Below are 22,238 nucleotides of genomic sequence, written 5' to 3' on the forward strand. Positions count from 1 at the left end.
GGTGGTGGGCCCACGCAGCCGCCTGACGGGCGGCTGCGTGGGCGTGACGTCAGCCCGGTCGACGGGTGGGATCAGCCCTTGACGGCGCCGGCCATGATGCCCGCGACGAGCTGCTTGCCGACGAACGCGAAGATCACCAGCAGCGGCAGCGTCACGAGGAAGATGCCCGCCATCACGAGCGAGTAGTCGACGAAGAAGTTGGCCTGCAGCGACTGCACCACGAGCGGGAGCGTCGGATTCTCGCTGTTCAGCACGATGGACGGCCAGAAGAAGTTGGTCCACTGCTGCACGAAGGTGAACAGGCCCAGCATCGCGGCGGCCGGACGTGCGGCCGGCAGGGCCACCGACCAGAACGTGCGGATCATCGACGCGCCGTCCACGCGGGCCGCCTCGATGAGCTCGTAGGGCAGCGCCTCGGACAGGTACTGCGTCATCCAGAAGACGCCGAACGCGGTGACGAGGGCGGGCACGATGACGGCCTGCAGCTTGCCGATCCAGCCCAGGTCGGTCATGAGGATGTACATCGGGATGACGCCGAGCTGCGTCGGCACGGCCATGGTGGCGATGACGAAGACCAGCAGCGGACCGCGCCCCCGGAACCGGAGCTTGGCGAACGAGTAGCCGGCGAGCGTGGAGAAGAGCACGACCGACAACGAGGTGATCACGGAGATGATCACCGAGTTGGTGAGGGCCTTCCAGAAGTTGATCCGGGTGGACTCGATCACGGTCGCGAACTGCTGGAAGAGGCTCGCGTCGGGCAGCCACTGCGGCACCGCGTTCTTCGCGATCGTGACCGGGTCGGAGGACCCGAGCAGCAGCGTGAAGTACAGCGGGAAGATCGAGATCAGCAGCGCGACCCCGAGCAGCGTGTACGTGAGCCAGCCCGGGCGCCGCTGAGCGCTGCGCGTGGCGCGCGAGCCGCGGTTCCGGCGCTTGGCGGCCGCGCGGGCCGCGCCCCGGCCTGCGGTCTGGGCGGTGACGGCGACGGAGCTCATCGGCGGTCCTCCCGGTCGGTGGTCGAGGTGGTCGGGGGGAAGGTGGGCGGTAGCGGCGGCCTGGGGGCCGGGGCGCCGCTCGCGGGGACGGTCGCACCGGACACCTGCGCGACCTGAGCCTCCGCCAGGATCCGACGGGTGCGCTTGCGGCTCACCTTGGCCCCCTTCGGGCCGGAGGTCGCGATCCGCTGCGTGATGAGGAAGTTGACCATGCCGATGACGATGATCAGCAGGAAGAGCAGCAGCGCGACCGCCGACGCGCGGCCGAGGTCCTTCTGGTTGCCCCACGCGACGTCGTACAGGTAGACGACCGTGGTCATCCAGTCCTGGGCGGGTCCGCCGAGGCCCTTCGGGTCGTACATGCGGACCTCGTCGAAGATCTGCAGCCCACCGATGGTGGACGTGATGACGACGAAGATGATCGTGGCGCGGATCTGCGGCACGGTGATCGAGAAGAACTGCCGTACGCGGCCGGCACCGTCGATGACGGACGCCTCGTAGAGCTCGCGGGGCACGGCCTGCATGGCGGCGAGGAAGATCAGCGCGTTGTAGCCGGTCCAGCGGAAGTTCACCATGCTGGCGATGGCGACATGGCTGGCGACGCGGTCCGTGTGCCAGCCGACCGGGTCGACGCCGACGAACCCGAGCAGCTCGTTGATGAGGCCGTAGTCGTCGGCGAACAGTCGGCCGAAGATCATGGAGACCGCGACCGGCGCGACGACGTAGGGGATCAGCACGCCCATCCGCCAGAAGGTGGCGGAGCGCAGGTTCTGGTCGAGCAGCGCCGCGATCGTGATCGCGAGGATCACCTGCGGGATGCTCGAGAAGACGAAGATCGAGAACGTGTTGACCAGGGACTTCCAGAACAGCGGCTGCGCCAGCACGGCGGCGTAGTTCTCGAACCCCGTGAACTCGCCCTGGCCGCCCAGCAGGTTCCAGTCGTACAGCGACACGAACGCGGTGTACGCGAGCGGGAACAGCCCTGTCAGGGCGAAGAGCAGGAAGAACGGCGAGATGTACAGGTACGGGGAGACCTTCACGTCCCAGCGGCCGAGGCGCTGGGAGAAACCGACGCGTCGGGGAGGACGCGGCCCCGTCGCACCTCGTCGGTGCGTGGGCTGAGTGGGGGAGAGGACGGCCATCTGCTGCTTCCTGTGCTCGCCGGTCCACCGCCCGCCGGCCGGGCCCACCGAGATCCTGTCTCGGCGGGCCCGACCGACGGTACGGCGGGTATCAGGGACTGGTCAGGGGGTCAGAGCCCGAGCGAGGCGTACTCGTCGAGGGCGCCCTGCCAGCTCTTCTCCGGGTCGTCGCCGTTGAGGTCCACGCGGTTCAGCGCGTTCTGCACGGCCGTGTGGATCGCGAAGTAGTTCTTGCCCTTGAACGGGGCACCCTCGATCGCCTGGGCGCGGGCCGAGAAGATCGGGCCGACCGGGGCGTCGTTGAAGAAGTCGTTCGTCGAGCTCTGCACGGCGTCGGACGCCTGGGCGTCGAGCTGCGACGGGAACGTGTTGGCGTTCTCGTACGCCTTGGTCTGGGTCTCGGGCGAGGTCAGCCACGCCGCGAGCTCCTTGGCCGCCTCGGTGTTCGCGCCGGAGGAGGGAACGGTGAGGAACGAACCGCCCCAGTTGCCGCCGCCACCGGGGAAGACGTCGGCGACGTCCCAACCCTCGACGCCGCCGGCGTTCTGCTCGATGGACGCGGTCATCCACGGCGGGCAGAGCATGGTGGCCCAGGCGTTGTTCTGGAAGCCGGCGGTCCAGTCCTCGCCCCACTGCTCGAGACCGGCGGACAGCTCGTCGTCCACGGACGCGGTCAGGACCTGGTCGTACAGGTCCTTGATGTCCTGGTTGGTCTTGAGGTCCTTGGGCTCACCGGTCGACGGGTCCTCGTAGGCGCCCTCGAGCTGGTTCACCATGCCCTGGTAGGTCGGCACGGCGCCGTCGAACCAGGCGGAGTCCGACTTGGCGACGAACTTCTTGCCCGCCTCGAAGTAGTCGTCCCACGTCGCGTCGTCGCCGCCGAGGAGCTCCGCGACCTCCTCGCGGTCGGTCGGCAGGCCGGCCTTCTCGAACAGGTCGGCGCGGTAGCAGATGGCCTCGGGGCCGATGTCGGTGCCGTAGCCGATGAGCTGGCCCTCGGGCGTGGTGGCCTGCTGCACCTTCCAGTCGACCCAGCGACCGTCGAGCGCGGGGTCGGAGAGGTCCTCGAAGAGGGTGGGGTACTGCATGAGCTCGGGGAGCCAGTCGACCTCGATGCCCTCGATGTCGGCGAGGCCCTCGCCGCCGGCGGCGAGCTTGGTCGTGAGGTTGTTGCGGGCGTCCTCGGAGGTCGCCGCGGTGACCTGCTTGACGGTGACGTTCGGGTGGTCCTCGGTGTAGGAGGCGAGGAGCTCGTCCGTGTAGCCGAACTGGTTGAAGGTGGCGACGGTCAGGGTGATCTTCTCGTCACCGGAGGCGTTGTCGTCGCCGCCGTCGTCCGAACCGCCGCAGGCGGTCAGGGCGAGGGCGAGGGTCGCGACGCCGGCGGTCGCCGCGGCGACGCGGCGACGACGGCGGGTGGGTCGGGTGCTGCTGAGCACGGTGACTCCCTTGTCTGGGTCGGGCAGAGAGATAGTGGGATGGTAGCGCTCCCACCTCCATCGTGGTAGCGCTCCCACATCCAGGTCATGATGCTGCTCGTCGGTGGTGACGAAAGTCAAGCCCGTCGAGGGCGTCGATGCCGTTCTGTGACGAACAGGCTGGCGTCTCCGCAGGTCAGAGGGGTGCGCCCCAGACGCGTGTCCGGATCGTTACCGGTCTTCACCCGGCGCCGACGATGCCGAGAGCCACTCCTGGCCGGCCGCGCCCTCGGCCTCGAGGGTCGACCGGACGGCCCGTGCGGCCGCCTCGGCCACCGCGGCGCCGAACAGCGGCACCGTCGCGCGCACCTCGCCGTCGTACACCTGGCGCGTGCCGCCGTCCGCCGTCGCCTCGAGGCGGACCGTGCCGGTCACCCGGACGGGCGCGCCCGCGATCTCGACGGCGATCGTCCCGGTGCGCAGGTCGCCGGCGGGCGCCTCCCACACCTCCGCCTGCCGGACCTCCAGCTGGTCGCCGACGAACGGTCGCACCTGCGTGGGGATCAGGTCGGTGGGCAGGGTGCGCCGCACCGCGATGGTGAAACCGTCGGCCGGGCTGCCGGTCACTTCCGCCTGCTCGACGCGACCGCCGGGGACGCGCAGCGCCCGCCAGCGGATGAACGACTCGTCGGCGAGCATCGCGACGACGGCGCCCGCGTCCGCCGCGTACGTCAGCTCCACGGTCAGGTGCACGAGGTCACCCTACCGACGCAGGGGCCGGGCGGGAGCGCCCGTAGGCTGGTGGGCGTGTCCGCCATGAGTGACCTCATCGCCCAGAACGCCGAACTGTCCGACTCGGACGCCGAGTGGCTGCACCTCCTCGTGGGCGACTGGCAGCTCGTGTCAGACCTCGCCTTCGCCGACCTGGTGCTGTGGCTCCCCACGTCCGACGGCGGCTTCGTCGCCCTCGCCCAGTGCCGCCCCTCCACCGGGGCGACCGTCCACTACGACGACATCGTCGGGTCGTTCGCCCCCGACGGGCAGCGCCCGCAGCTCACCGCCGCCATGACGGAGGTGCGCGCGCAGCGCTCCCGCGAGCCGCGCTGGTTCGGCGCCTACGCCGTCCGCGAGGAGGCGGTGCCGGTGGTGCACGAGGGGCGGGCGATCGCCGTCGTCGCACGCCAGACGAACCTCGGCTCCGGGCGCACGCCCAGCCGCCTCGAGCTCAACTACGTCGAGTCGGCCGACGACATCCTCGCGATGATCGCGCGCGGCGAGTACCCCGCGACCAACGCCGCGACCGGGCCCCGCCGCGGCGCCCCGCGCGTCGGGGACGGCCTGATCCGGCTCAACTCCGAGGGCGAGGTGCTCTACGCCAGCCCGAACGCGCTGTCCTGCTTCCACCGCCTCGGCGTCATCGGGCCGCTCGTCGGGCAGTCGCTGGTCGAGGTGACCGCCGACATCGTCCAGCACCAGGACACCGTGGACGAGTCGCTGCCGCTGGTCGTCATGGGCCGCGCGCCCTGGCGCACCGACATCGAGGCGAAGGGGGTGGCGCTGTCCCTGCGCGCCCTGCCGCTCACCGACCACGGGCAGCGCATCGGCGCGGTGCTGCTGTGCCGTGACGTGTCGGAGCTGCGCCGTCGTGAGCGCGAGCTCATGACCAAGGACGCGACCATCCGCGAGATCCACCACCGCGTGAAGAACAACCTCGCCACCGTGGCGGCCCTGCTGCGGCTGCAGGCCCGCCGGATGGACGTGCCCGAGGCCCGGGCCGCGCTGGAGGAGGCGATGCGCCGCGTCGCGACCATCTCGATGGTGCACGAGTCCCTGTCCCAGACCCTCGACGAGCACGTCGAGCTCGACGACATGCTCAGCCGCGCGCTGCGCCTGGCCGCCGACGTCGCGTCGACCCGCACCCAGGTGCGCACGCGTCAGACCGGGTCGTTCGGCATGGTGCCCGCGCAGGACGCCACGCCGCTCGCACTGGTGCTCACCGAGCTGGTGACGAACGCCGTCGAGCACGGGTTCCCGGGCCGTGAGTCGGGCAACGTCGAGATCGACGTGCAGCGCGACGGCGCGTCGATGCGTGTGGTGGTCGCCGACGACGGTGTGGGGATGCCCGAGGGCATCGCGACGCTGGGGCGCGCGTCGCGCAGCGGGCTGGGGTCGCAGATCGTGCAGACGCTCGTGACGAACGAGCTGGGCGGCACCATCGACTGGGAGGCGCGCGACGGCGGCGGTACCCAGGTGGTGCTGAAGCTGGAGCTGCGCGACGGCCAGGGCTCGCGATAGAGCACCCGGGACGCCGGGACGAAGAAGGGACGGACCGCACGAGGTGCGGTCCGTCCCTTCTTTGTCGGCGGGTGCGTCAGCCGGCGCGACGGGCGCGCGCGGTGCGGCGCTTGAGCGCGCGGCGCTCGTCCTCGCTCATGCCGCCCCAGACGCCGGCGTCCTGGCCGGACTCGATGGCCCACTTGAGGCACGTGTCGACGACGTCGCAACGACGGCACACGGCCTTGGCCTCCTCGATCTGCAGCAGGGCGGGGCCGGTGTTGCCGATGGGGAAGAAGAGCTCAGGGTCCTCGTCGAGGCAGGCGGCCTTGTGGCGCCAGTCCATGTCATCTCCTCGGTGCAGGGGGACCTGGTCCGTCAGAGGGCGCCTACGAGGGCGCGCCAAACCAGGTCCGATGGGTGGGGGGTTGATCTGCCGTCCAGCGTCACACCTCGTGAAGCGCCGCACAAGGGGTTACGCGAAAGTTTCTCCTGTGTGAAGCGTGAGTGGTTCATCACACTGTCGTGAAACCGCAGGTCGCACGTATTCTGACGTGTCATGCGTGCTCCTGTCACCCCCTCGTCCGGCGCCGACGGCGATGCGGAGGACTCCCGCCCGCCGGGCCTCAAGGTCGTCGCCGCGGGAGTCGTGATCGAGGCCGTGCTCCTCGTGGGTGCGGCCGGGATGCTCGGGGTCGAGCTCGTCCGGGGCGCCTCTCAGAGCGTATCCATGAGCGTCTTCCTCGTGCTCTTCTTCCTGGGTCTCGCCTGGCTGCTCGTCGGCTCCTGTCGCGCTCTGTGGGCGGGGCGCCACGGCGGCCGGGCGCCGATCGTCGTCTGGCAGATCATGCAGGGTCTCGTCGGCGTCAGCCTGCTGACCGCCGGGGTGCTCTGGGTGATGCTCGCGGGCCTCGGCCTGCTGCTCCTCGCCGCGGCGGTGCTCGTCGCGGTCATGACCCGCCGCGTCGTCGAGTCGACCTCCGGCTGAGCCCGCGGCGGCCGGGGCGGAGGCCCCCGGCCGCGCCACCTGCACGGCCACGACCCGCCCCGCCTGCACGAGCGCTCCGCGGCCCGCACGCGCCGGTCCCGGGTCGACCGCGTCGGCGAGCGGCACGCCCAGCAGGTCGTCGGCGCCGCGCTCGCCGGGGTGCAGGACGACGCCCGTGCGCCGCGCCCGCAGCTCCGCGAGCGCGCCACGGTGCGCCAGCGCCGTGCCCGTCGTGCTGGACGACGCCACGAGCACGAGACCCGGCTCGTCTGTCAGCGCCGCGATCCGCTCCGCCTCCAGCGGGTGCTGCTGGGCGAGGGCGTCCAGGTCGTCGACCACGAGCACCCGCGTGCCGTCGGGCGCGACGTCGGGATGGCGCGCCTGGCCGTCGGGCGCCGCCCCGCGACGCGGCCCTGCCACGTCGTCGAGCAGCGTGGCCAGGCCCGACGCCGTCGGCGCCGCCGCGGGGGCGTCGCCCGCGTCCCGGCGCAGCATCCCGTCGCGCGAGACCACGCCTGCCAGCCGCCCCCTGCCCGCCAGCCCCCGCACGAGGAGGCGGAGCACCGTGGTGCGGCCGCTGGCTCGCGGCCCGGTGACGAGGGCGCCCTGCCCGACGTCGAGCGCCACCGGGAGCGCGGCGTCGCCCCCGATCCCGACGAGCACCTGCAGGGACGCGCCGTCGGGCTGGTCCCGGTCGGGCGACGCGGCGGCGAGGTGGCGGGGCTCCCGCCCCGGCGCCGGGCCCAGGTCGGCCTCCTCGACCGTCGCGGGCAGCGGCCAGACCGTCGCCGGGGCGGCGGCGTTCCCCGCCACCGCGAGGCCGCCGGGGCCGGTGTCCGGCAGGGCCGGTTCACCCGGCAGCAGCACCTGGCACAGGACCTGCTCGCGCGCGAGCCACGCCGCACGACCCGCCGGCCCGCCGCGGCCGGCGAGCCCGGACGGCGCACCGAGGATCACGTCCGTGTGGGGCTCGCTGCCCAGCAGCACCAGCCGGGGACCGACCCGGGAGGCGAGCCCGCCGAGCGTCGCGCCGTCCGACGCGAGCGCGAACGCCACGCCGGGCGTGGCCAGCGCGCGAACGAGCGGGTCCCACGGGTCCGGGCCGGTGAGCGCGGCGCGCAGCTCGTCGACGCCGTCGACGACGACGAGCGTCCGCGCGGGGACCTGCGCCGCCAGCAGGCGGAGCAGCCGTGCCGCCCGCCGCGGCGACGCGGGGCCGGCGAGGGTGCCGAGGCCCGGATGCCGCTCGAGCGGCGCGAACCGGGGCAGCGCGGCCGCCGGCGCCAGCACGTGCACGTGCCAGCCCTCGTCGAGCGCCGCCACGGCCAGCGTCAGCAGCGCCGTCGTCCGGCCGGAGCGTGCTCGGCCCACGACGCCCAGGTGACCGGCGTCGGGATCCCAGCGGATGCCCGTGCGGCGCTGCGCGTCGGGGTCGTCGCCCAGCGCGAGGGGAAGGCCGGGTGAGTCGTCGACCTCGTGGAGGTCGTGGCGCCCGACGCGCTCGGGCAGCGGCGGCAGCCACGGTGCGGCCCCGGGGCGCAGGCCGCGCTCGGCGGCGGCGTCGACGCAGGCGTCCACGAGCGTGTCGACCAGGCTCGCAGGCCCGGGCCGGGGGCCGTCGGCGGCGTGCTCGTGCGGGTCGGGGGCGGCCGGCGGAGCGGCGACGGGTGGTGTCCCCCAGGCGGGGGCCCGGCGCACCCGGTCCTCGGCCGCCGCGGGACGCCCCGCCGCGTGGGCGCACTGGAGCGCCACCGGCGGCTCGGCGCCGCGGCGCAGGACGGCACGCCCGGGCGTCCCCGGCGGGATCCGGGCGGCCGCGGGCGTCTCGACCACGTCGAGGGAGTCCGCGGCGTCCACGACCCGCAGCGCGAGCCTCGCCGAGACGTTGGCCCGCACGTCGGCGCTCACGGCTCCCGCGGGCCGCTGCGTGGCGAGCACGAGGTGCACTCCGAGGGAGCGGCCCTGTGCCGCCACCCGCAGCAGGCCGGGCAGGAAGTCGGGCAGGTCGTCGGCGAGGGCGCGGAACTCGTCCACCACCACGACCAGCCGGGGTGGCGCGTCGGGCACCCCCGGGGGCAGGGCGGCGACGTCCGCCGCCCCGTGCCGGGCGAGGAGGTGCTCGCGGCGGCGCAGCTCCGCCCGGAGCCCGGTCAGGGCGCGCCCCGCCAGCCCGGGGTCGAGATCGGTGACCTGGCCGACGACGTGCGGCAGCCGCCCGCACGCGCCGAACGACGCGCCGCCCTTGAAGTCGACGAGGGCCAGCGCGAGGTCGCGCGGGGACCGCCGGGCGGCGAGCCCGAGCACGAGGGACTGCAGCAGCTCGGACTTGCCGGACCCGGTGGTGCCCGCCACCAGCAGGTGCGGGCCGTCCGCCACCAGGTCGAAGGTGACGGGGCGGCCGCGGGCGTCACGGCCGAGCGGCACGGCCCAGCCGCCGGGGGCGTCCCACGCGGGCCCGGGACCCGGCGGGTCGTCGAGCAGGCCGACCAGCGGGACGGCGGCGGGCAGCAGCGGGTCCGTCGGGTCACCGTCCTCGCCCGACCCCACGGCCTCGTCCGGGCCGCCGGCGTCGTCGAGCGCCGTCAGCGACCGGCGCAGCCCCGCGATCCCCGCGACGAGCCGCGCGGCCCGCTCCGCCCAGGCGACGTCCACGCCGACCAGCGGCCCGGTCGCCGCCGAGCCGTCCGGCGCGGCGCGGCGGACCCTGCCCCCGCGGACCCGCCACGTGGCACGGCACCACGACGGCACGGTCGCGCCGTCGGGCAGGCACAGCAGGACCGCACCGCCGCGCGCGAGGACGTCGGCGCGGCGGGCGGCGGACGTGACGACGTCGGACCCGTCCGGTGAGTCGACGACGAGCACCGGCGGCCCGGCGGGCGGCAGCCAGCGGCTCCACGACCAGGCCTCGACCGCCCCCAGCACGTCGACCGACGCGCCCGCCGCCGCCAGCTCCACGGTCATCGAGCGGGCGGCCGCGAGCACGTCCGCGCGCGGCCCCGTGACCGCGACCGCGCCGTCGGGCACCAGCGCGCCGATCGTCCGGGCAGTCGCGAGAGACCGCCCGTCGCCGGGGGCGCGCGCCCCCGACGGCGCGACGGCGCCGGGGCCCGTGCGGAGCGGGTGCGCGGACCTCGTGCGGGCGCCTGCGGTGCGCGCCTGGGCCGCGGCCCGCTCGCAGGCGGCGGCCCAGGCGCCGTCCGACGCCTGGTGCGCCGCCACCAGCCGGGCGATCAGGGGCCCGGGCGCGTCGCCCACGTCGCGCGCACCGGCCGGCGCGGGCCCGGGCGTCGCGCCAGGGTCGTCGGGGTGCGCGGCCGGGGAGGTGGCGGCACGCCGGCGCCGCCGGGCCGTGACGAGCTGGGGCACGAGGGCCGCCACACCGAGCAGCGAGAACAGCGCGTAGGCCGGCTGTCGCAGTACCGCGGCGAGCACGAGCGAGCCGACGACGGGCAGCGCGGCGGTGGCGAGCATCCCCGTGCCCGGTCCCGACGCCGACGCGTCGCCGCCCTCGCCACGGCCGGGGCCGGCGTCGAGCCACGTCGCCACCGTTCCCGAGCGGTGCAGCGTCCACGAGCGCGCCCCGCCCTCGCCCGGCACCTCGAGCGCGGTGCCCGGGCGCCAGCGGCGTGGCAGCCGCCCCACGGTCCGTGGGCGTCGTCGTGCCTGGTCAGGCCGGCGGGCGAGCCGCGCGACCGGCCGTCGCCCGAGCCCGCCGCCTGTCGGTGCGGCGTCGTGAGACGTCCAGAGACCGCGGCTCCGGAGCCGCACGGTGACGCGGTCCGGCCGGCGGGGGTCCACGCGCACCACGACGCGGTTCCCCGCCGGAGATCCCGTGTCGTCGAGGAGCGTGGTGGGCGCGCCGGGGGAGAGTTCGACGGTCGCGCCCGCCGCCGGGCCGTCGGCGCGGGCGGCCAGCCACGGACCCTCCAGCACGGACGTCTCGTCCGCGCCCCGGGCCGCCGCGTCGTCGTCCAGCGCGAGCACCGCCCCGGGCAGGAGCGGGCGGTGCCCGACGACGTCGTCGTCGGACACCGGGATCCCGCCGACGCACAACGATGCGTGCCGCAGCTCGGGCCGGCGCAGGAGCTCGGCGAGCCCCGCCCGACATGCCCCGAAGGCCAGGCCCGCGGGCAGCAGCACGTCCTCGCCGGGGCGCACGGTGACGCGGACGTCGTCGGTGCGGCCGCCGGCGGGGGCCGGCGCGGGGACGACGAGGGCGGGCACCGCGGAGGTCGACATGACCTCCAGGGTGCCCGCCCGGGGCGACCGTCGGGGACGGCCTGTGGACAACTCTCGTTACTCGCTCGCCAGGGCCTCCACCGGGGAGGTCTTCACCGCGGTCCGGGCGGGGGCCACGGACGCCACCAGCCCCGCCACGGCGGCGACGAGCAACATCACGAGGACGTCGCGCCACGGGACCACGATGACGGGCGTGCCCGCCCAGCCGAGCGCCGCGGCGGCGCCGGCCCAGCCGTAGACCAGGCCGAGCAGCACGCCGAGCACGGCGCCCACCAGGGCGATGAGCAGGCCCTCGATCGCGAGCATCCCGCGCAGCTGGCCCTTCGACAGCCCGATCGCCCGCAGGGTCGCGGACTCCCGGCGCCTCTCGATGACCGACAGCGACAGCGTGTTCGCCACGCCGATCAGCGCGATCACGACCGCCGCCGCGAGCAGACCGATGACGATCCCCAGCGCGGTGTCGATCACCTGCTGGAAGCCGGCGCGCTCCACCGCCGCGCCCATCACGTCCGCGGGGGCCTCGGTGTCGGCCACGGCGTCCTGGATCGACGGCACCACGGAGGTGGCGTCGGACGGGTCGTCGAGACCCACCAGCAGGCTGGTCACGGGGGCGTCGGGGTCGAGGGAGGACAGGTCGTCCGGCACCACGAGGACCCCGGTGTCCGCGAGGTCGGTGACCGCGGCCGTCACGTCGAGCGCGCCGTCCGGGCCGGTCAGGGTGAGTGCCTGGCCGTCGGTGATGTTCCAGTTCTCGGAGACCTCCTCCGGCACGACGACGGTGCCCGCCGCGAGCGGCTCGACCATCTCGGTGCTGCGCAGCACCGACGCCGCGTCGTCCGGCGTCACGCCCCGGACCGTGACGGCGAGGCCCTCGTCCACGCCGTCGCCGGTGACCGTGGCGGCCGTGGCGCGCGCCTCGACGACGCGGGAGACACCCGAGACGTCGCCCACGGTGCCGGCGAGCGTCGACGGGACGGGCGTCACGACGGCGTCCCCGGCGGCGACGCTCGTCGGGTCGCTCGACAGGTCGGTCGAGACGGTGACGTCCACGGGGTAGCGGGAGTCCAGCTCGGAGTCCATGGTCACCCGGGCGCTCGCGGCGCCGGTCGACATCATCCCGACGAGCGTGACGCCGATGAGCAGCGCGGTGGACGTGGCGGCCGTACGGCGCGGGTTGCGCAACGTGTTCGCGGCCGCGAGCCGCGCCGTCGGGCCGGACATCCCGACCAGGCGACCGGCGAGCGCCACCACGCGGGGCAGCCAGAACACCGAGCCCACCAGGACGCCGACGAACGACAGGGCGCCGCCCGCGACGCCGAGCAGGAGGCCCGTGGTGGGCTCCTCGCCGACCGTGCTCAGCGCGACGCCGCCGCCCAGCAGGGCGAAGCCGATCACGGAGACGAGGATCGAGAGCACCAGGCGCACCCGGCCGGCGCCGCGGGCCGCAGACGGTGCGTCGGCGGGGCGGAGCGCCTCGAGCGGGGCCACGCGCGTCGCGGCCCGGGCGGGGGAGAGCGCCGCGACCAGCGTGACGAGGGTGCCCACCGCGAGCGGGATGAGGACGACGGCGGGGGTGATCGTGACCGTCGCCGGCAGGGGGACCCCCAGGTCCATGCCACGCCCGATCGTGAGCGCGGCCTGCCCCAGACCGACGCCGGCCACCAGGCCGACGGCGGAGGACAGCAGGCCCAGGAACGCCGCCTCGAACAGCACCGACCGGCGCAGCTGGCCCTTGTCCGCACCCACGCAGCGCAGCAGGGCGAGCGTGCGGGTGCGCTGGGCGACCAGCACCTGGAACGTGTTCGCGATGACGAGCGCGGCGACCAGCAGCGCCACGGCGGCGAAGACCAGCACGAACAGCGTGAACATGACGTTCTCGCCGCCGGTCATCTCGCTGGCGACGGCCTCGGCGTGCTCCTCGGGCGTCACGACCTTGAGGTCGGCGGTGTCGGCGCCCGACGACGCGGCCGCGTGGGTGAGCGCGCCGGTGATCGCCGTGCGGGCCTGCTCGACGTCGGTGGGGTCGTCGAGGGTGACGAGCATGGTCGTGGGGGCGACCGTCTCCTCGCCGGGCGCCGTCAGGTCGTCCTCCCAGCCGGCGACGTCGGCCGCCGGGGCGACGGCGGCGCCGCCCTGCATGGAGTACGCCCCGTACGGGTCCTCGAGCGTGCCGCTCACGGTGAGCTGCTCGCGCACCTCGGTCCAGGCGTCCTCCTCGGAGCTCTGGTCACCCTCGAGGACGTTGCGCACGAGGGTGATCGAGTCGCCCGGGGCCGCGCCGAGGCGCTCCGCGACCTTCACGGGCAGCGCGATCTCGCCCGAGGCCTCGGGCAGGGCGCCGTCGGCGACCTCGAACGGGAGCACGTCGGTATCGGTCGGCTCCGCCAGTACGGGCTGGTAGATGGTGCGGCCGCCGGCCTCGAGCTGCTGGTACGTCATGAGCTGCGGGTCGGCCGTGGCCACGCCGTCGGTGCCGCGTACCGCGTCGAGGGCGTCGTCGTCCGCGGGGACACCGCGGACCACGAGGTCGGCGCCCGTGAACTGGGCGGCGATCGAGTCGTAGGTGGTGCGGGTGATGACGTTGCCCGCGAGGAGGGTGATCGTGACGAACGCGGTGCCGATGACGATCGCGACGCCCGCGGCGGCGAGCCGGCCGGCGCTGCGCCGCATCTGCGACAGGGTGAGGCGGATCATCGCGAGGCCACCGTCCGCAGCGCGTCGAGGCCGGCGAGAGCCGACTCCGGCGTCGGGTCCGTGATGTCGCCCGCGATCTTGCCGTCGGCGATGAGGACGACGCGGTCCGCGTAGGCGGCGGCCGCCGGGTCGTGGGTGACCATGATGATCGTGCGGCCGAGCTCGCGCACCGACCGGCGCAGGAAGCTCAGCACCTCCGCGCCGGAGCGGGAGTCGAGGTTGCCGGTCGGCTCGTCCGCGAACACGACGTCGGGCTGGGCGATGAGGGCGCGCGCGATGGCGACGCGCTGCTGCTGACCGCCGGACAGCTCGCTCGGGCGGTGCGTGAGCCGCTTGCTCAGGCCGAGCGTGTCGACGAGGGTGCCGAGCCACTGCTTGTCGACGGTGCCGCCCGCGAGCTCCACCGGGAGCGTGATGTTCTGCTCCGCGGTGAACATCGGCAGCAGGTTGAACTGCTGGAACACGAAGCCCACGCGGGTGCGGCGCAGCGCGGTGAGCGCCTTGTCGTTCAGGCCGGTCACCTCGGTGGAGCCGATGAACGCCTGCCCGCTCGTGGCCGAGTCCAGCCCGGCGAGCAGGTGCATGAGCGTCGACTTGCCGGAGCCCGACGGGCCCATGATCGCGGTGAAGCGGCCGGCCGTGAAGTCGACGTCGACGCCGTCCAGCGCGCGCACCTGCGCCTCGCCGCGGCCGTACGTCTTGGTCAGGGCGCGAGCCCGCACGGCCGGGGTGACGGTCGGTCGGGCGGCGGTGCCCTCGTCGGGGATCGGGACGTACACGGTCGTGTCCACGGAAGCTCTCCGGTGTCTCGGGATGGTGGCCGGGACGCTCCACGGAGCCTCCGACCAGGACACCACCGACGCTACGGAGAGCCCGCGTCGCCGACATCGGCCCGAGGGCTGGTCCTCGCGTGCTCCCAGGTCATCCCCAGGTATGACACCGACCCTGACCGGCACCCTGAACCACCCCTGACCTGCACCCTCGCGAGTTGTCAGAGCCACGTCGGGGTAGAGCACGACGTGCCTCTGACAACTCGGAGAGCCCGCCGGCTGTCAGAGCCAGGAAGGCATATGCACCGACGTGGCTCTGACAACTCGGGGCGGCGACGCTGCCCCCAGGTCACGACCGTCCACAGATGTCGACAGACACGGTGTCCACCCGCGGCAACGCCACCACGGTGGGCGCATGACAGGTTCCGCACGCCTCTACCACGACGTCCCCGGGCTTCGAGACCTCGCCCATCGGCAACGGGGCGTCGTCACCCGCGGCCAGGTCGGCCGGCTGGGGATGACGCCCGACAACGTCGAGCAGCAGCTGCGCTCGCTGCGATGGCGTGCCCTCAGTGAGCAGGTCCTGGTGGTGCACCGTGGGCCGCTCACTCGTGCGGCCTCGCTCTGGGCGGCGGTGCTCGGCGCGCCGCCGACGAGCGTCGTCGGCGCCTGGACGTCGCTGGAGCTCCAAGGGCTGGAGGGTTGGCACCGGGATCCGGTCCACCTGGTCGTCCCGCGCGGAGCACGACCGGACCGGCACCCGTGGCTCGTCGTGCACGAGTCACGACGGCTGCGCGAGGAGGACGTCGTCGACGCCGGCGGGCTGCCGGTGCACAGCGTCGCGCGGGCCGCCGTCGACGCCGCCGCGTGGCAGCGCTCGTGGCGCACCGCGGCGGGGCTGATGGCCGCCGTCGTGCAGCAACGGCTGACGACGACGGACGACCTGTTCGCCATGCTCGACACGGTCGGCAAGGTGCGGCACCGCACGGCCATGCGGTTGGCGCTCGCGGACATCGTCGGCGGCGCCGACTCGCTCGCCGAGATCGACTTCGCCCGGCTGTGCCGACGGGGCGGGCTGCCCGAGCCCGCGCGGCAGGCGGTCCGCACCGACGCCCGGGGGCGACGGCGGTTCCTCGACGTCGAGTGGCGGCTGCCGGGCGGGCGCCGGTTCGTCGTCGAGATCGACGGCGTCGGGCACCTGGAGCGCGAGCGCTGGTACGACGACCTCCTGCGCGACGCCGAGCTCGGCGCCGACGCCGCCACAGTGCGTATCCGGCTGCCGGCGATGGCCGCGCGCTACGAGCCGGAGCGAGTGCTCGCCGTCGTGCGCCGTCATCTGGGCTGGTGACTTGTCAGAGCGAGGTGGGGGTATGCACCGACCTGGTTCTGACAACTCTGCGAGCGTGCGAGTTGTCAGAGCCACGCCGGGGTATGCACCGACCTGGCTCTGACAGGTCGCGGGTCAGGAGCCGGGGCGGACCAGGCCGGTCTCGTAGGCGGTGACGACGGCCTGCACGCGGTCGCGGGCGTCGAGCTTGGCGAGGATGCGCCCGACGTGCGTCTTCACGGTGGCCTCGGCGACGAACAGGTCGGCGGCGATCTCGGTGTTGGAGCGGCCGCGGGCCATGAGCACCAGCACCTCGCGCTCGCGCTCGGTGAGGCCGGCGAGCGCGTCGTGCTGGGGTGCCGCCTGGTCCACGGGCAGGGCGGTGACGAGGTGCTCCAGCAGGCGGCGCGTGGACGACGGCGCGATGACGGCGTCCCCGGCGTGCACGGTGCGGATGGCGGCGAGCATCTCCTCGGGCGGGGCGTCCTTGAGCAGGAATCCCGACGCGCCGCTGCGGATGGCCTCGAGGACGTACTCGTCGAGGTCGAACGTGGTGAGCACGATGACCCGCGGCGCGTCGGGCGCGGCGGTGAGCCGGGCGGTGGCGGTGAGCCCGTCCAGGTGCGGCATGCGCACGTCCATGAGGACGACGTCGACGCGGTGGTCGGCGAGCAGCCGCAGGGCCTGCGCGCCGTCGCCGGCCTCGAGCGCGACCTCCAGGTCCGGCTGCGAGTCGATGACCATCCGGAAGCCCGCGCGCACGAGCTGCTGGTCGTCGACCAGCGCGACGCGCACGACACCGCCCGCGGGTCCGGGCACGGGGCCGGGCGCAGGCGGCGCGACGTCGGCGGGCGGGGTCATGCGTCCTCCTGGGTGGTGGTCGTCTCCTGGGCGGCGGCGGTCGGCTCGGGGGTCGGCGCGAGAGGTGCGGTCACCGGCGCGCCGGGCAGCGGGAGCTCGAGGTGCACGCGGAACCCGCCGCCGCGGCGGGGGCCGGTCTCGAGCGTGCCGCCGTACAGGTTGGCCCGCTCGCGCATCCCGCGCAGCCCGAAGCCGGGGTCGTCGCCGGTGGCGGCGGCGCCGCGGCCGTCGTCGGTCACCTCGAGCTCGACGGTCGACGGCGTCCAGCGCACCGCGACGGTCACGGAGGGGTCGGGGCCGGCGTGCTTGCGCACGTTGGTGAGCGACTCCTGGCACACGCGGTACAGCGTGAGGCCCATACCGGCGGGCAGGGGGCGCGGCTCGCCGACGCGGACCAGGGACACGCGCTGCCCGCCGTCGCGCGCCTGGGCGACGAGGTCCTCGATCTCCTCGGCGCCGGGCTGGGGCGCGGGGCGGGCCTGGCGCGGCTCGTCGCCGGGGGCGGGCGTGGTCCGCCCGTCGGCCGGCGGTCCGGCGGTGCGCCCGGCCCGAGGTGCCGGGCCGGACCCGGCGTCCGACCGTGCGGCGTCCTCGTCGTCCTGCGAACGCAGCACGCCGAGCAGCCGCCGCATGTCGGTGAGCGCGGTGCGGCCGGTCTCGCTGATGGTGCCGAGCGCGCGCACGGCGGCGTCGGGGTCGGACGCCGCGGCGTACCGGCCGCCGTCGGCCTGCGCGACGACGATGGACAGCGAGTGCGCGACGATGTCGTGCATCTCCCGGGCGATGCGGGCGCGCTCCGCGGCGGCGCTGATCCGCGCCTGCTGGTCACGCTCGATCTCCAGGCGGTGCGCGCGGTCGCGCAACGCGTCGATGGTGACGCGGCGGGAGCGGCGCACGAGGGCGAAGGCCCACACGGCGAGGGCCGTGACCAGGCAGAAGACGGCGACCGGGAGCATCTCCACGATGGCCGAGGCGCCGAGCGGGCCGCGGACCGCGACGGCGACCGGCAGGACGATCAGGCTCCCGAACGCGGTGGAGCAGATCGCGGTGATGTGCGCCCACGTGGGGCCGTAGACGGTCACGGAGAACAGTGCGACGAGGATCAGCAGGTCGCCCGGCATGATCATCGGGTAGCCGGCGAGCATGTGGGCGAGCGCGACGGCGAAGACGGCGACGGCCGACGGCACGGGCCGGGTGCGGCGCCAGGGGAGCGGCGCGAGCATGGCGAAGGTCCAGGCGACGGACCCGGTGCGGGTGAGATAGGGCTCGGACGAGTACAGGTCGGTGGCCGACGTGAGCATGAACGCGGCGAGCAGCACCGTCGCCGTCAGGTCGACGCCGAAGCGGTGCGCCTCGAACCAGCGCCCCAGCCTCTCGATCCAGCTCATGCCCGTCAGCGTAGGTGGGCGTCGGGGCGGGCGCGTCCGCCCGGGGGCGGACGGGCGGAGCGACGCGTCGTCCCGCAGGGGGACCGGACCCCCGCCCGCCGACGACGGGGTGGCTGCCGCCGTCGCGGACGGCGACGTGCCGGCGCGTCATCTCCATGTCACACCCGACTGACGCCGACGCGGCGTGGGGAGGGGTCCAGGACCAGCGACGTTGCCGCTAGCATGAGGGAATGACCCACGTACTGCTGGCCGAGGACGACCCGGCTATTGCCGAGCCTTTGGCGCGGGCTCTCACGCGTGAGGGTTACGACGTCATCGTGCAAGGAACTGGTCAAGGGGCCGTCGACAACGCCGGGAACGCGGACATCGTCGTCCTCGACCTGGGCCTTCCGGACATGGACGGCCTGGACGTGGCGCGGGAGATCCGTGGCTCCGGGCTGACCGTGCCGGTGCTGGTGCTCACGGCCCGCGCCGACGAGGTAGACCTGGTCGTCGGGCTCGACGCCGGCGCCGACGACTACGTGACGAAGCCGTTCCGCCTCGCGGAGCTGCTCGCCCGCGTCCGGGCGCTGCTGCGACGCACGCACGGCGAGACCGGCGAGGACGAGGAGCTGCGCGCGCAGGACGTGCGGGTCGACGTCTCCGCGCACCGCGCCTTCCAGGGCGAGCGCGAGCTGCACCTGACCACCAAGGAGTTCGACCTGCTCAAGGTGCTGGTCGCCAACGCCGGGTCGGTCGTGGTGCGCGACACGCTGATGCGCGACGTCTGGGGCTCCGACCCGGTCGGCTCCACCAAGACGCTCGACATGCACGTGTCGTGGCTGCGCCGCAAGCTCGGCGACGACGCCAACGCCCCGCGCTACGTATCCACCGTGCGAGGGCTCGGGTTCCGCTTCGAGCTCGGCGCGAGCTGACACCGACGGGCCAGGGCTGACCTCGTGCGTCGCCGCGTCCTGCTGGCGACCATCTCCGCGGTCGCCGTCGCCGTCCTCCTGCTCGGCGTCCCCCTCGGCATCTTCGGGGCCCGGTACGTCCTGGCCACCGAGGAGCAGCGCGTCACCAACCGCGTCGACACCCTCGCGCGCAGCATCGACAACACCCTCGAGCGGGGCGACGTCGTCAGCGAGGCGACGGTGGAGCGTGCCGCGGAGGGCAGCGAGGGCGACCTGCCGGCGTACGTCGTCGTGAGCCTGCCCGACGGCACGCAGCTCACGGCGGGCGAGCCGGTGTCGCCCCCGACGATCGAGAAGGCCAAGCTCACCGACGGGAGCGTCGCCGTCTCGATGACGGTGTCGGCGATCAGCGCGTACGTGAAGTCCGCGCAGACGGTGGTGCTGGTGATCATCGCCGGCATCGTCGCGATCGCGGCGGGCATCGCGGTCGCGGTGTGGCAGGCGAACCGGCTGTCCGCCCCGCTGGTGTACCTCGCGGCGTCCGCCGAGCAGCTGGGATCGGGGCAGGTGCGCCCGCGCCTCGAGCCGTCGGGCGTGGAGGAGATCGACCTCGTCGCCGCGGAGCTCGCCCGGTCCGCCGACCGCCTCGCCGGGCGGCTCGCGGCCGAGCGGCAGTTCACCCAGGACGCGTCGCACCAGCTGCGCACGCCGCTGACGGCGCTCACGATGCGGCTCGAGGAGATCACCCTCGCCTCCGACGACCCCGAGGTCGTGGAGGAGGCGCGCATCTCGCTGGAACAGGTGGAGCGCCTGGTCACCGTCGTCGACGACCTCCTCGCCGCGTCCCGCCGGTCGCAGGGCGGCACGACGGAGGCCGTGGTGCTGGCCGACGTCGTGCACCAGCAGGAGGAGGAGTGGGCGCCGACGTTCGAGCGGGCCGGGCGCCGGCTCGTCATCGAGGTCCCCGACAGGATGCAGGTGCTCGCGACGCCGGGCGCCCTGGCGCAGATCATCGCCACCCTGCTGGAGAACTCGCTCAAGTACGGCGACGGCACGACGACGGTGCGGTCGCGCCCCTCGGGCACGACCGGCGCGGTCGCGATCGAGGTCGCCGACGAGGGCGAGGGCGTGGCCGACGACGTCGCGACGCGCATCTTCGAGCGCGGGACGACGACGGGCGGCAGCACGGGTCTCGGCCTCGCGCTGGCGCGCGACCTGGCCGCCGCCGACGGCGGGCGCCTGGACCTGGTGCAGCGCCGGCCACCGGTCTTCGCGCTCTTCCTCGCGGGCGTGCCGCGCACGCTCGACCCGCACCTGGTGCTGCCGCCGGGCACGACGATCTCGTCGCGGGGCCGCCGGCGCGGCTGGCTCCACCACCACGGCGACTGACGGTCTCGCGCCGACGGACGGGCCGTCGCTCCCGGACCGGAGGACGCCCTGTGCGACGAGTGACGGCCGGCCGGTATCCTCGATGCCCGTGACCGGACCTTCTGCCTCCGCCCCTGTCGTCGCCGTCGTCGGAGGGGGTCAGCTCGCTCGCATGATGGCTCCTGCCGCCGCCGAGCTGGGTGTGGGGCTGCGGGTGCTGGTCGAGGACCCGGCGTCGTCGGCCGCGCAGGTGGTCACCGACGCGCCGGTCGGCGTGGCGAGCGACGACGCCGCGATCCGCGCCCTCATCGCCCCGGATGACGGACGGGTAGCCGCCGCGGTGCTCACGTTCGAGCACGAGCACGTGCCGAACGCCCTGCTGCAGGACCTCATCGACCACGGCACGCCGGTGCGCCCCGGCCCGGACGCGCTGGTGCAGGCCCAGGACAAGATCGTCATGCGCCGCAGACTCACCGAGCTCGGGCTGCCGTGCCCGCGCTGGGCCGCGCTGCCGGCGGACCCGGCCGAGGCACGCGACGCGCTCGCCGCCTTCCTCGACGCGGAGGACGGGCACGAGGCGGTCGTGAAGACGTCCCGCGGCGGCTACGACGGCAAGGGAGTGCGGGTCGTGTCGTCACCCGACGACGTCGCGGACTGGCTGCAGGCGGCCGCCGACGGTGCGCCGCCGCTGCTGGTCGAGCGGAAGGTGCCGTTCGTGCGGGAGCTCGCGGCGCTGGTCGCCCGCCGCCCCTCGGGCGAGGTGCGCACCTGGCCGGTGGTCGAGTCGATCCAGCGCGACGGCGTCTGCGCGGAGGTCGTCGCCCCCGCGCCGGACCTCGACCCGGCGGTGGACGCCGAGGCGCGCCGGATCGCCGTCGCGGTCGCGGAGGGGCTCGACGTCACGGGCGTCCTCGCCGTCGAGCTGTTCGAGACCCGGGGCGCCGACGGCACCTCCGAGGTGTGGGTCAACGAGCTCGCGATGCGGCCGCACAACTCCGGCCACTGGACCATCGACGGCGCGGTGACGAGCCAGTTCGAGCAGCACCTGCGCGCGGTGCTCGACCTGCCGCTGGGCGACACCGCCGCCCGCGCGCCCTGGACGGTGATGGCGAACGTGCTCGGGTCGAGCCTCGACGCCCTCACCGACGCGCTGCCCGAGGTGCTCGCGCGGTTCCCCGAGGCGCGCGTCAACCTGTACGGCAAGGGCATCCGCCCGGGCCGCAAGCTCGGTCACGTCAACGTCAGCGGCACGGACCTCGACGAGGTACGCCGTCGTGCGCTCGACGCCGCGGCGCTGCTGCGCGGCGAGACCGTCACCAGCACCCTCACGAACAAGGAGCACGCATGAGCACGCCCGCCGTCGGCATCGTCATGGGGTCGGACTCGGACTGGCCGGTCATGGAGGCCGCCGCCGACGCGCTGGCCGAGCTCGGGGTCGAGGTCGAGGTGGACGTCGTCTCGGCGCACCGCATGCCGACCGAGATGATCGACTACGGCCGCGCCGCGTCCGAGCGGGGCCTGCGCGCCATCGTCGCGGGCGCGGGCGGCGCCGCGCACCTGCCCGGGATGCTCGCCGCGGTGACGCCGCTGCCGGTGATCGGGGTGCCCGTGCCGCTGCGCTACCTCGACGGCATGGACTCGCTCCTGTCGATCGTGCAGATGCCCGCCGGCGTGCCCGTCGCGACGGTGTCGATCGGCGGGGCGCGCAACGCCGGCCTGCTCGCCGCGCGCATCCTCGCCTCGGGCACCGACGCCGAGTCGCTCGCGCTGCGCGAGCGGATGGTCGCGTTCCAGGCCGAGCTCGGGGACGTGGCCCGCGCCAAGGGAGACAAGCTGCGCGCGGCCCGCGAGGGCGCGCACCGCACCGGTTTCTCCGCCTGA

16 protein-coding genes are annotated in these 22,238 nt (G+C 74.6%); 6 read left to right on the forward strand and 10 right to left on the reverse strand.

The window, feature by feature from the left end; genetic code table 11:
* Positions 1-71: 71 nt before the first annotated feature.
* The 4 genes from ABZ493_RS12835 to ABZ493_RS12850 all read right to left on the reverse strand — a co-directional run bounded on the left by ABZ493_RS12835 (position 72) and on the right by ABZ493_RS12850 (position 4,308).
* A complete protein-coding gene (locus ABZ493_RS12835; protein ID WP_430582551.1) occupies positions 72-995 on the reverse strand; it encodes a carbohydrate ABC transporter permease in 924 nt (307 codons plus the stop codon).
* On the reverse strand, positions 992-2,137 hold the full coding sequence (locus ABZ493_RS12840) for a sugar ABC transporter permease (RefSeq protein ID WP_430582552.1): 1,146 nt from the start codon (positions 2,135-2,137) through the stop codon (positions 992-994). The genes ABZ493_RS12835 and ABZ493_RS12840 overlap by 4 nt, the downstream gene beginning before the upstream one ends.
* Before the next feature lie 110 nt (positions 2,138-2,247).
* The gene (locus ABZ493_RS12845) at positions 2,248-3,576 is read right to left on the reverse strand and encodes an extracellular solute-binding protein (RefSeq protein WP_430582553.1); all 1,329 of its coding nucleotides are present in this window, start codon (positions 3,574-3,576) and stop codon (positions 2,248-2,250) included.
* Positions 3,577-3,786: 210 nt separating this feature from the next.
* On the reverse strand, positions 3,787-4,308 hold the full coding sequence (locus ABZ493_RS12850; RefSeq protein WP_430582554.1) for a DUF2505 domain-containing protein: 522 nt from the start codon (positions 4,306-4,308) through the stop codon (positions 3,787-3,789).
* A gap of 63 nt (positions 4,309-4,371) precedes the next feature.
* On the opposite strand from ABZ493_RS12850, the gene ABZ493_RS12855 reads away from it, so the two are divergent.
* A complete protein-coding gene (locus tag ABZ493_RS12855) occupies positions 4,372-5,850 on the forward strand; it encodes a histidine kinase N-terminal domain-containing protein (RefSeq protein ID WP_430582587.1) in 1,479 nt (492 codons plus the stop codon).
* Positions 5,851-5,926: 76 nt separating this feature from the next.
* On the opposite strand, the gene ABZ493_RS12860 is transcribed toward ABZ493_RS12855, so the two are convergent.
* From ABZ493_RS12860 to ABZ493_RS12875, 4 genes are all read right to left on the reverse strand, one after another.
* A complete protein-coding gene (locus tag ABZ493_RS12860; RefSeq protein ID WP_166849954.1) occupies positions 5,927-6,175 on the reverse strand; it encodes a WhiB family transcriptional regulator in 249 nt (82 codons plus the stop codon).
* A 129-nt stretch (positions 6,176-6,304) separates the two neighbouring features.
* The gene (locus ABZ493_RS12865; RefSeq protein WP_430582555.1) at positions 6,305-11,056 is read right to left on the reverse strand and encodes an FtsK/SpoIIIE domain-containing protein; all 4,752 of its coding nucleotides are present in this window, start codon (positions 11,054-11,056) and stop codon (positions 6,305-6,307) included.
* A gap of 57 nt (positions 11,057-11,113) precedes the next feature.
* Positions 11,114-13,750, reverse strand: coding sequence for an FtsX-like permease family protein (locus tag ABZ493_RS12870; protein ID WP_430582556.1), 2,637 nt, complete (start codon positions 13,748-13,750; stop codon positions 11,114-11,116).
* Entirely contained in the window at positions 13,747-14,541 is a 795-nt protein-coding gene (locus tag ABZ493_RS12875) for an ABC transporter ATP-binding protein (protein ID WP_430582557.1), read from the reverse strand. The genes ABZ493_RS12870 and ABZ493_RS12875 overlap by 4 nt, the downstream gene beginning before the upstream one ends.
* A 394-nt stretch (positions 14,542-14,935) precedes the next feature.
* On the opposite strand from ABZ493_RS12875, the gene ABZ493_RS12880 reads away from it, so the two are divergent.
* Entirely contained in the window at positions 14,936-15,868 is a 933-nt protein-coding gene (locus ABZ493_RS12880; RefSeq protein ID WP_430582558.1) for a hypothetical protein, read from the forward strand.
* A gap of 114 nt (positions 15,869-15,982) precedes the next feature.
* Here the strand turns inward: ABZ493_RS12880 and ABZ493_RS12885 are convergent, their stop codons facing one another.
* Both ABZ493_RS12885 and ABZ493_RS12890 read right to left on the reverse strand, forming a co-directional pair.
* The gene (locus ABZ493_RS12885) at positions 15,983-16,708 is read right to left on the reverse strand and encodes a response regulator transcription factor (RefSeq protein ID WP_430582559.1); all 726 of its coding nucleotides are present in this window, start codon (positions 16,706-16,708) and stop codon (positions 15,983-15,985) included.
* Positions 16,705-18,096, reverse strand: a complete 1,392-nt coding sequence (locus ABZ493_RS12890; RefSeq protein ID WP_430582560.1) for a histidine kinase — start codon at positions 18,094-18,096, stop codon at positions 16,705-16,707. Before ABZ493_RS12890 ends, ABZ493_RS12885 begins: the two co-directional genes overlap by 4 nt.
* A gap of 230 nt (positions 18,097-18,326) precedes the next feature.
* On the opposite strand from ABZ493_RS12890, the gene ABZ493_RS12895 reads away from it, so the two are divergent.
* From ABZ493_RS12895 to purE, 4 genes are all read left to right on the forward strand, one after another.
* Positions 18,327-19,010 (forward strand): response regulator transcription factor, encoded by a 684-nt coding sequence (locus ABZ493_RS12895; protein WP_346456979.1) that lies wholly within the window; start codon positions 18,327-18,329, stop codon positions 19,008-19,010.
* A 24-nt stretch (positions 19,011-19,034) separates the two neighbouring features.
* Positions 19,035-20,378, forward strand: coding sequence for an ATP-binding protein (locus ABZ493_RS12900; RefSeq protein WP_430582561.1), 1,344 nt, complete (start codon positions 19,035-19,037; stop codon positions 20,376-20,378).
* 82 nt (positions 20,379-20,460) lie between these two features.
* Positions 20,461-21,705, forward strand: a complete 1,245-nt coding sequence (locus ABZ493_RS12905) for a 5-(carboxyamino)imidazole ribonucleotide synthase (RefSeq protein ID WP_430582562.1) — start codon at positions 20,461-20,463, stop codon at positions 21,703-21,705.
* Positions 21,702-22,238: a 5-(carboxyamino)imidazole ribonucleotide mutase gene (gene purE / locus ABZ493_RS12910; protein ID WP_430582563.1), complete on the forward strand. Its 537-nt coding sequence runs from the start codon at positions 21,702-21,704 to the stop codon at positions 22,236-22,238. The genes ABZ493_RS12905 and purE overlap by 4 nt, the downstream gene beginning before the upstream one ends.

Origin of the sequence: Isoptericola sp. NPDC019482 (genome assembly GCF_040632295.1) — a bacterium.
Taxonomy (GTDB): Bacteria; Actinomycetota; Actinomycetes; order Actinomycetales; family Cellulomonadaceae; genus Isoptericola.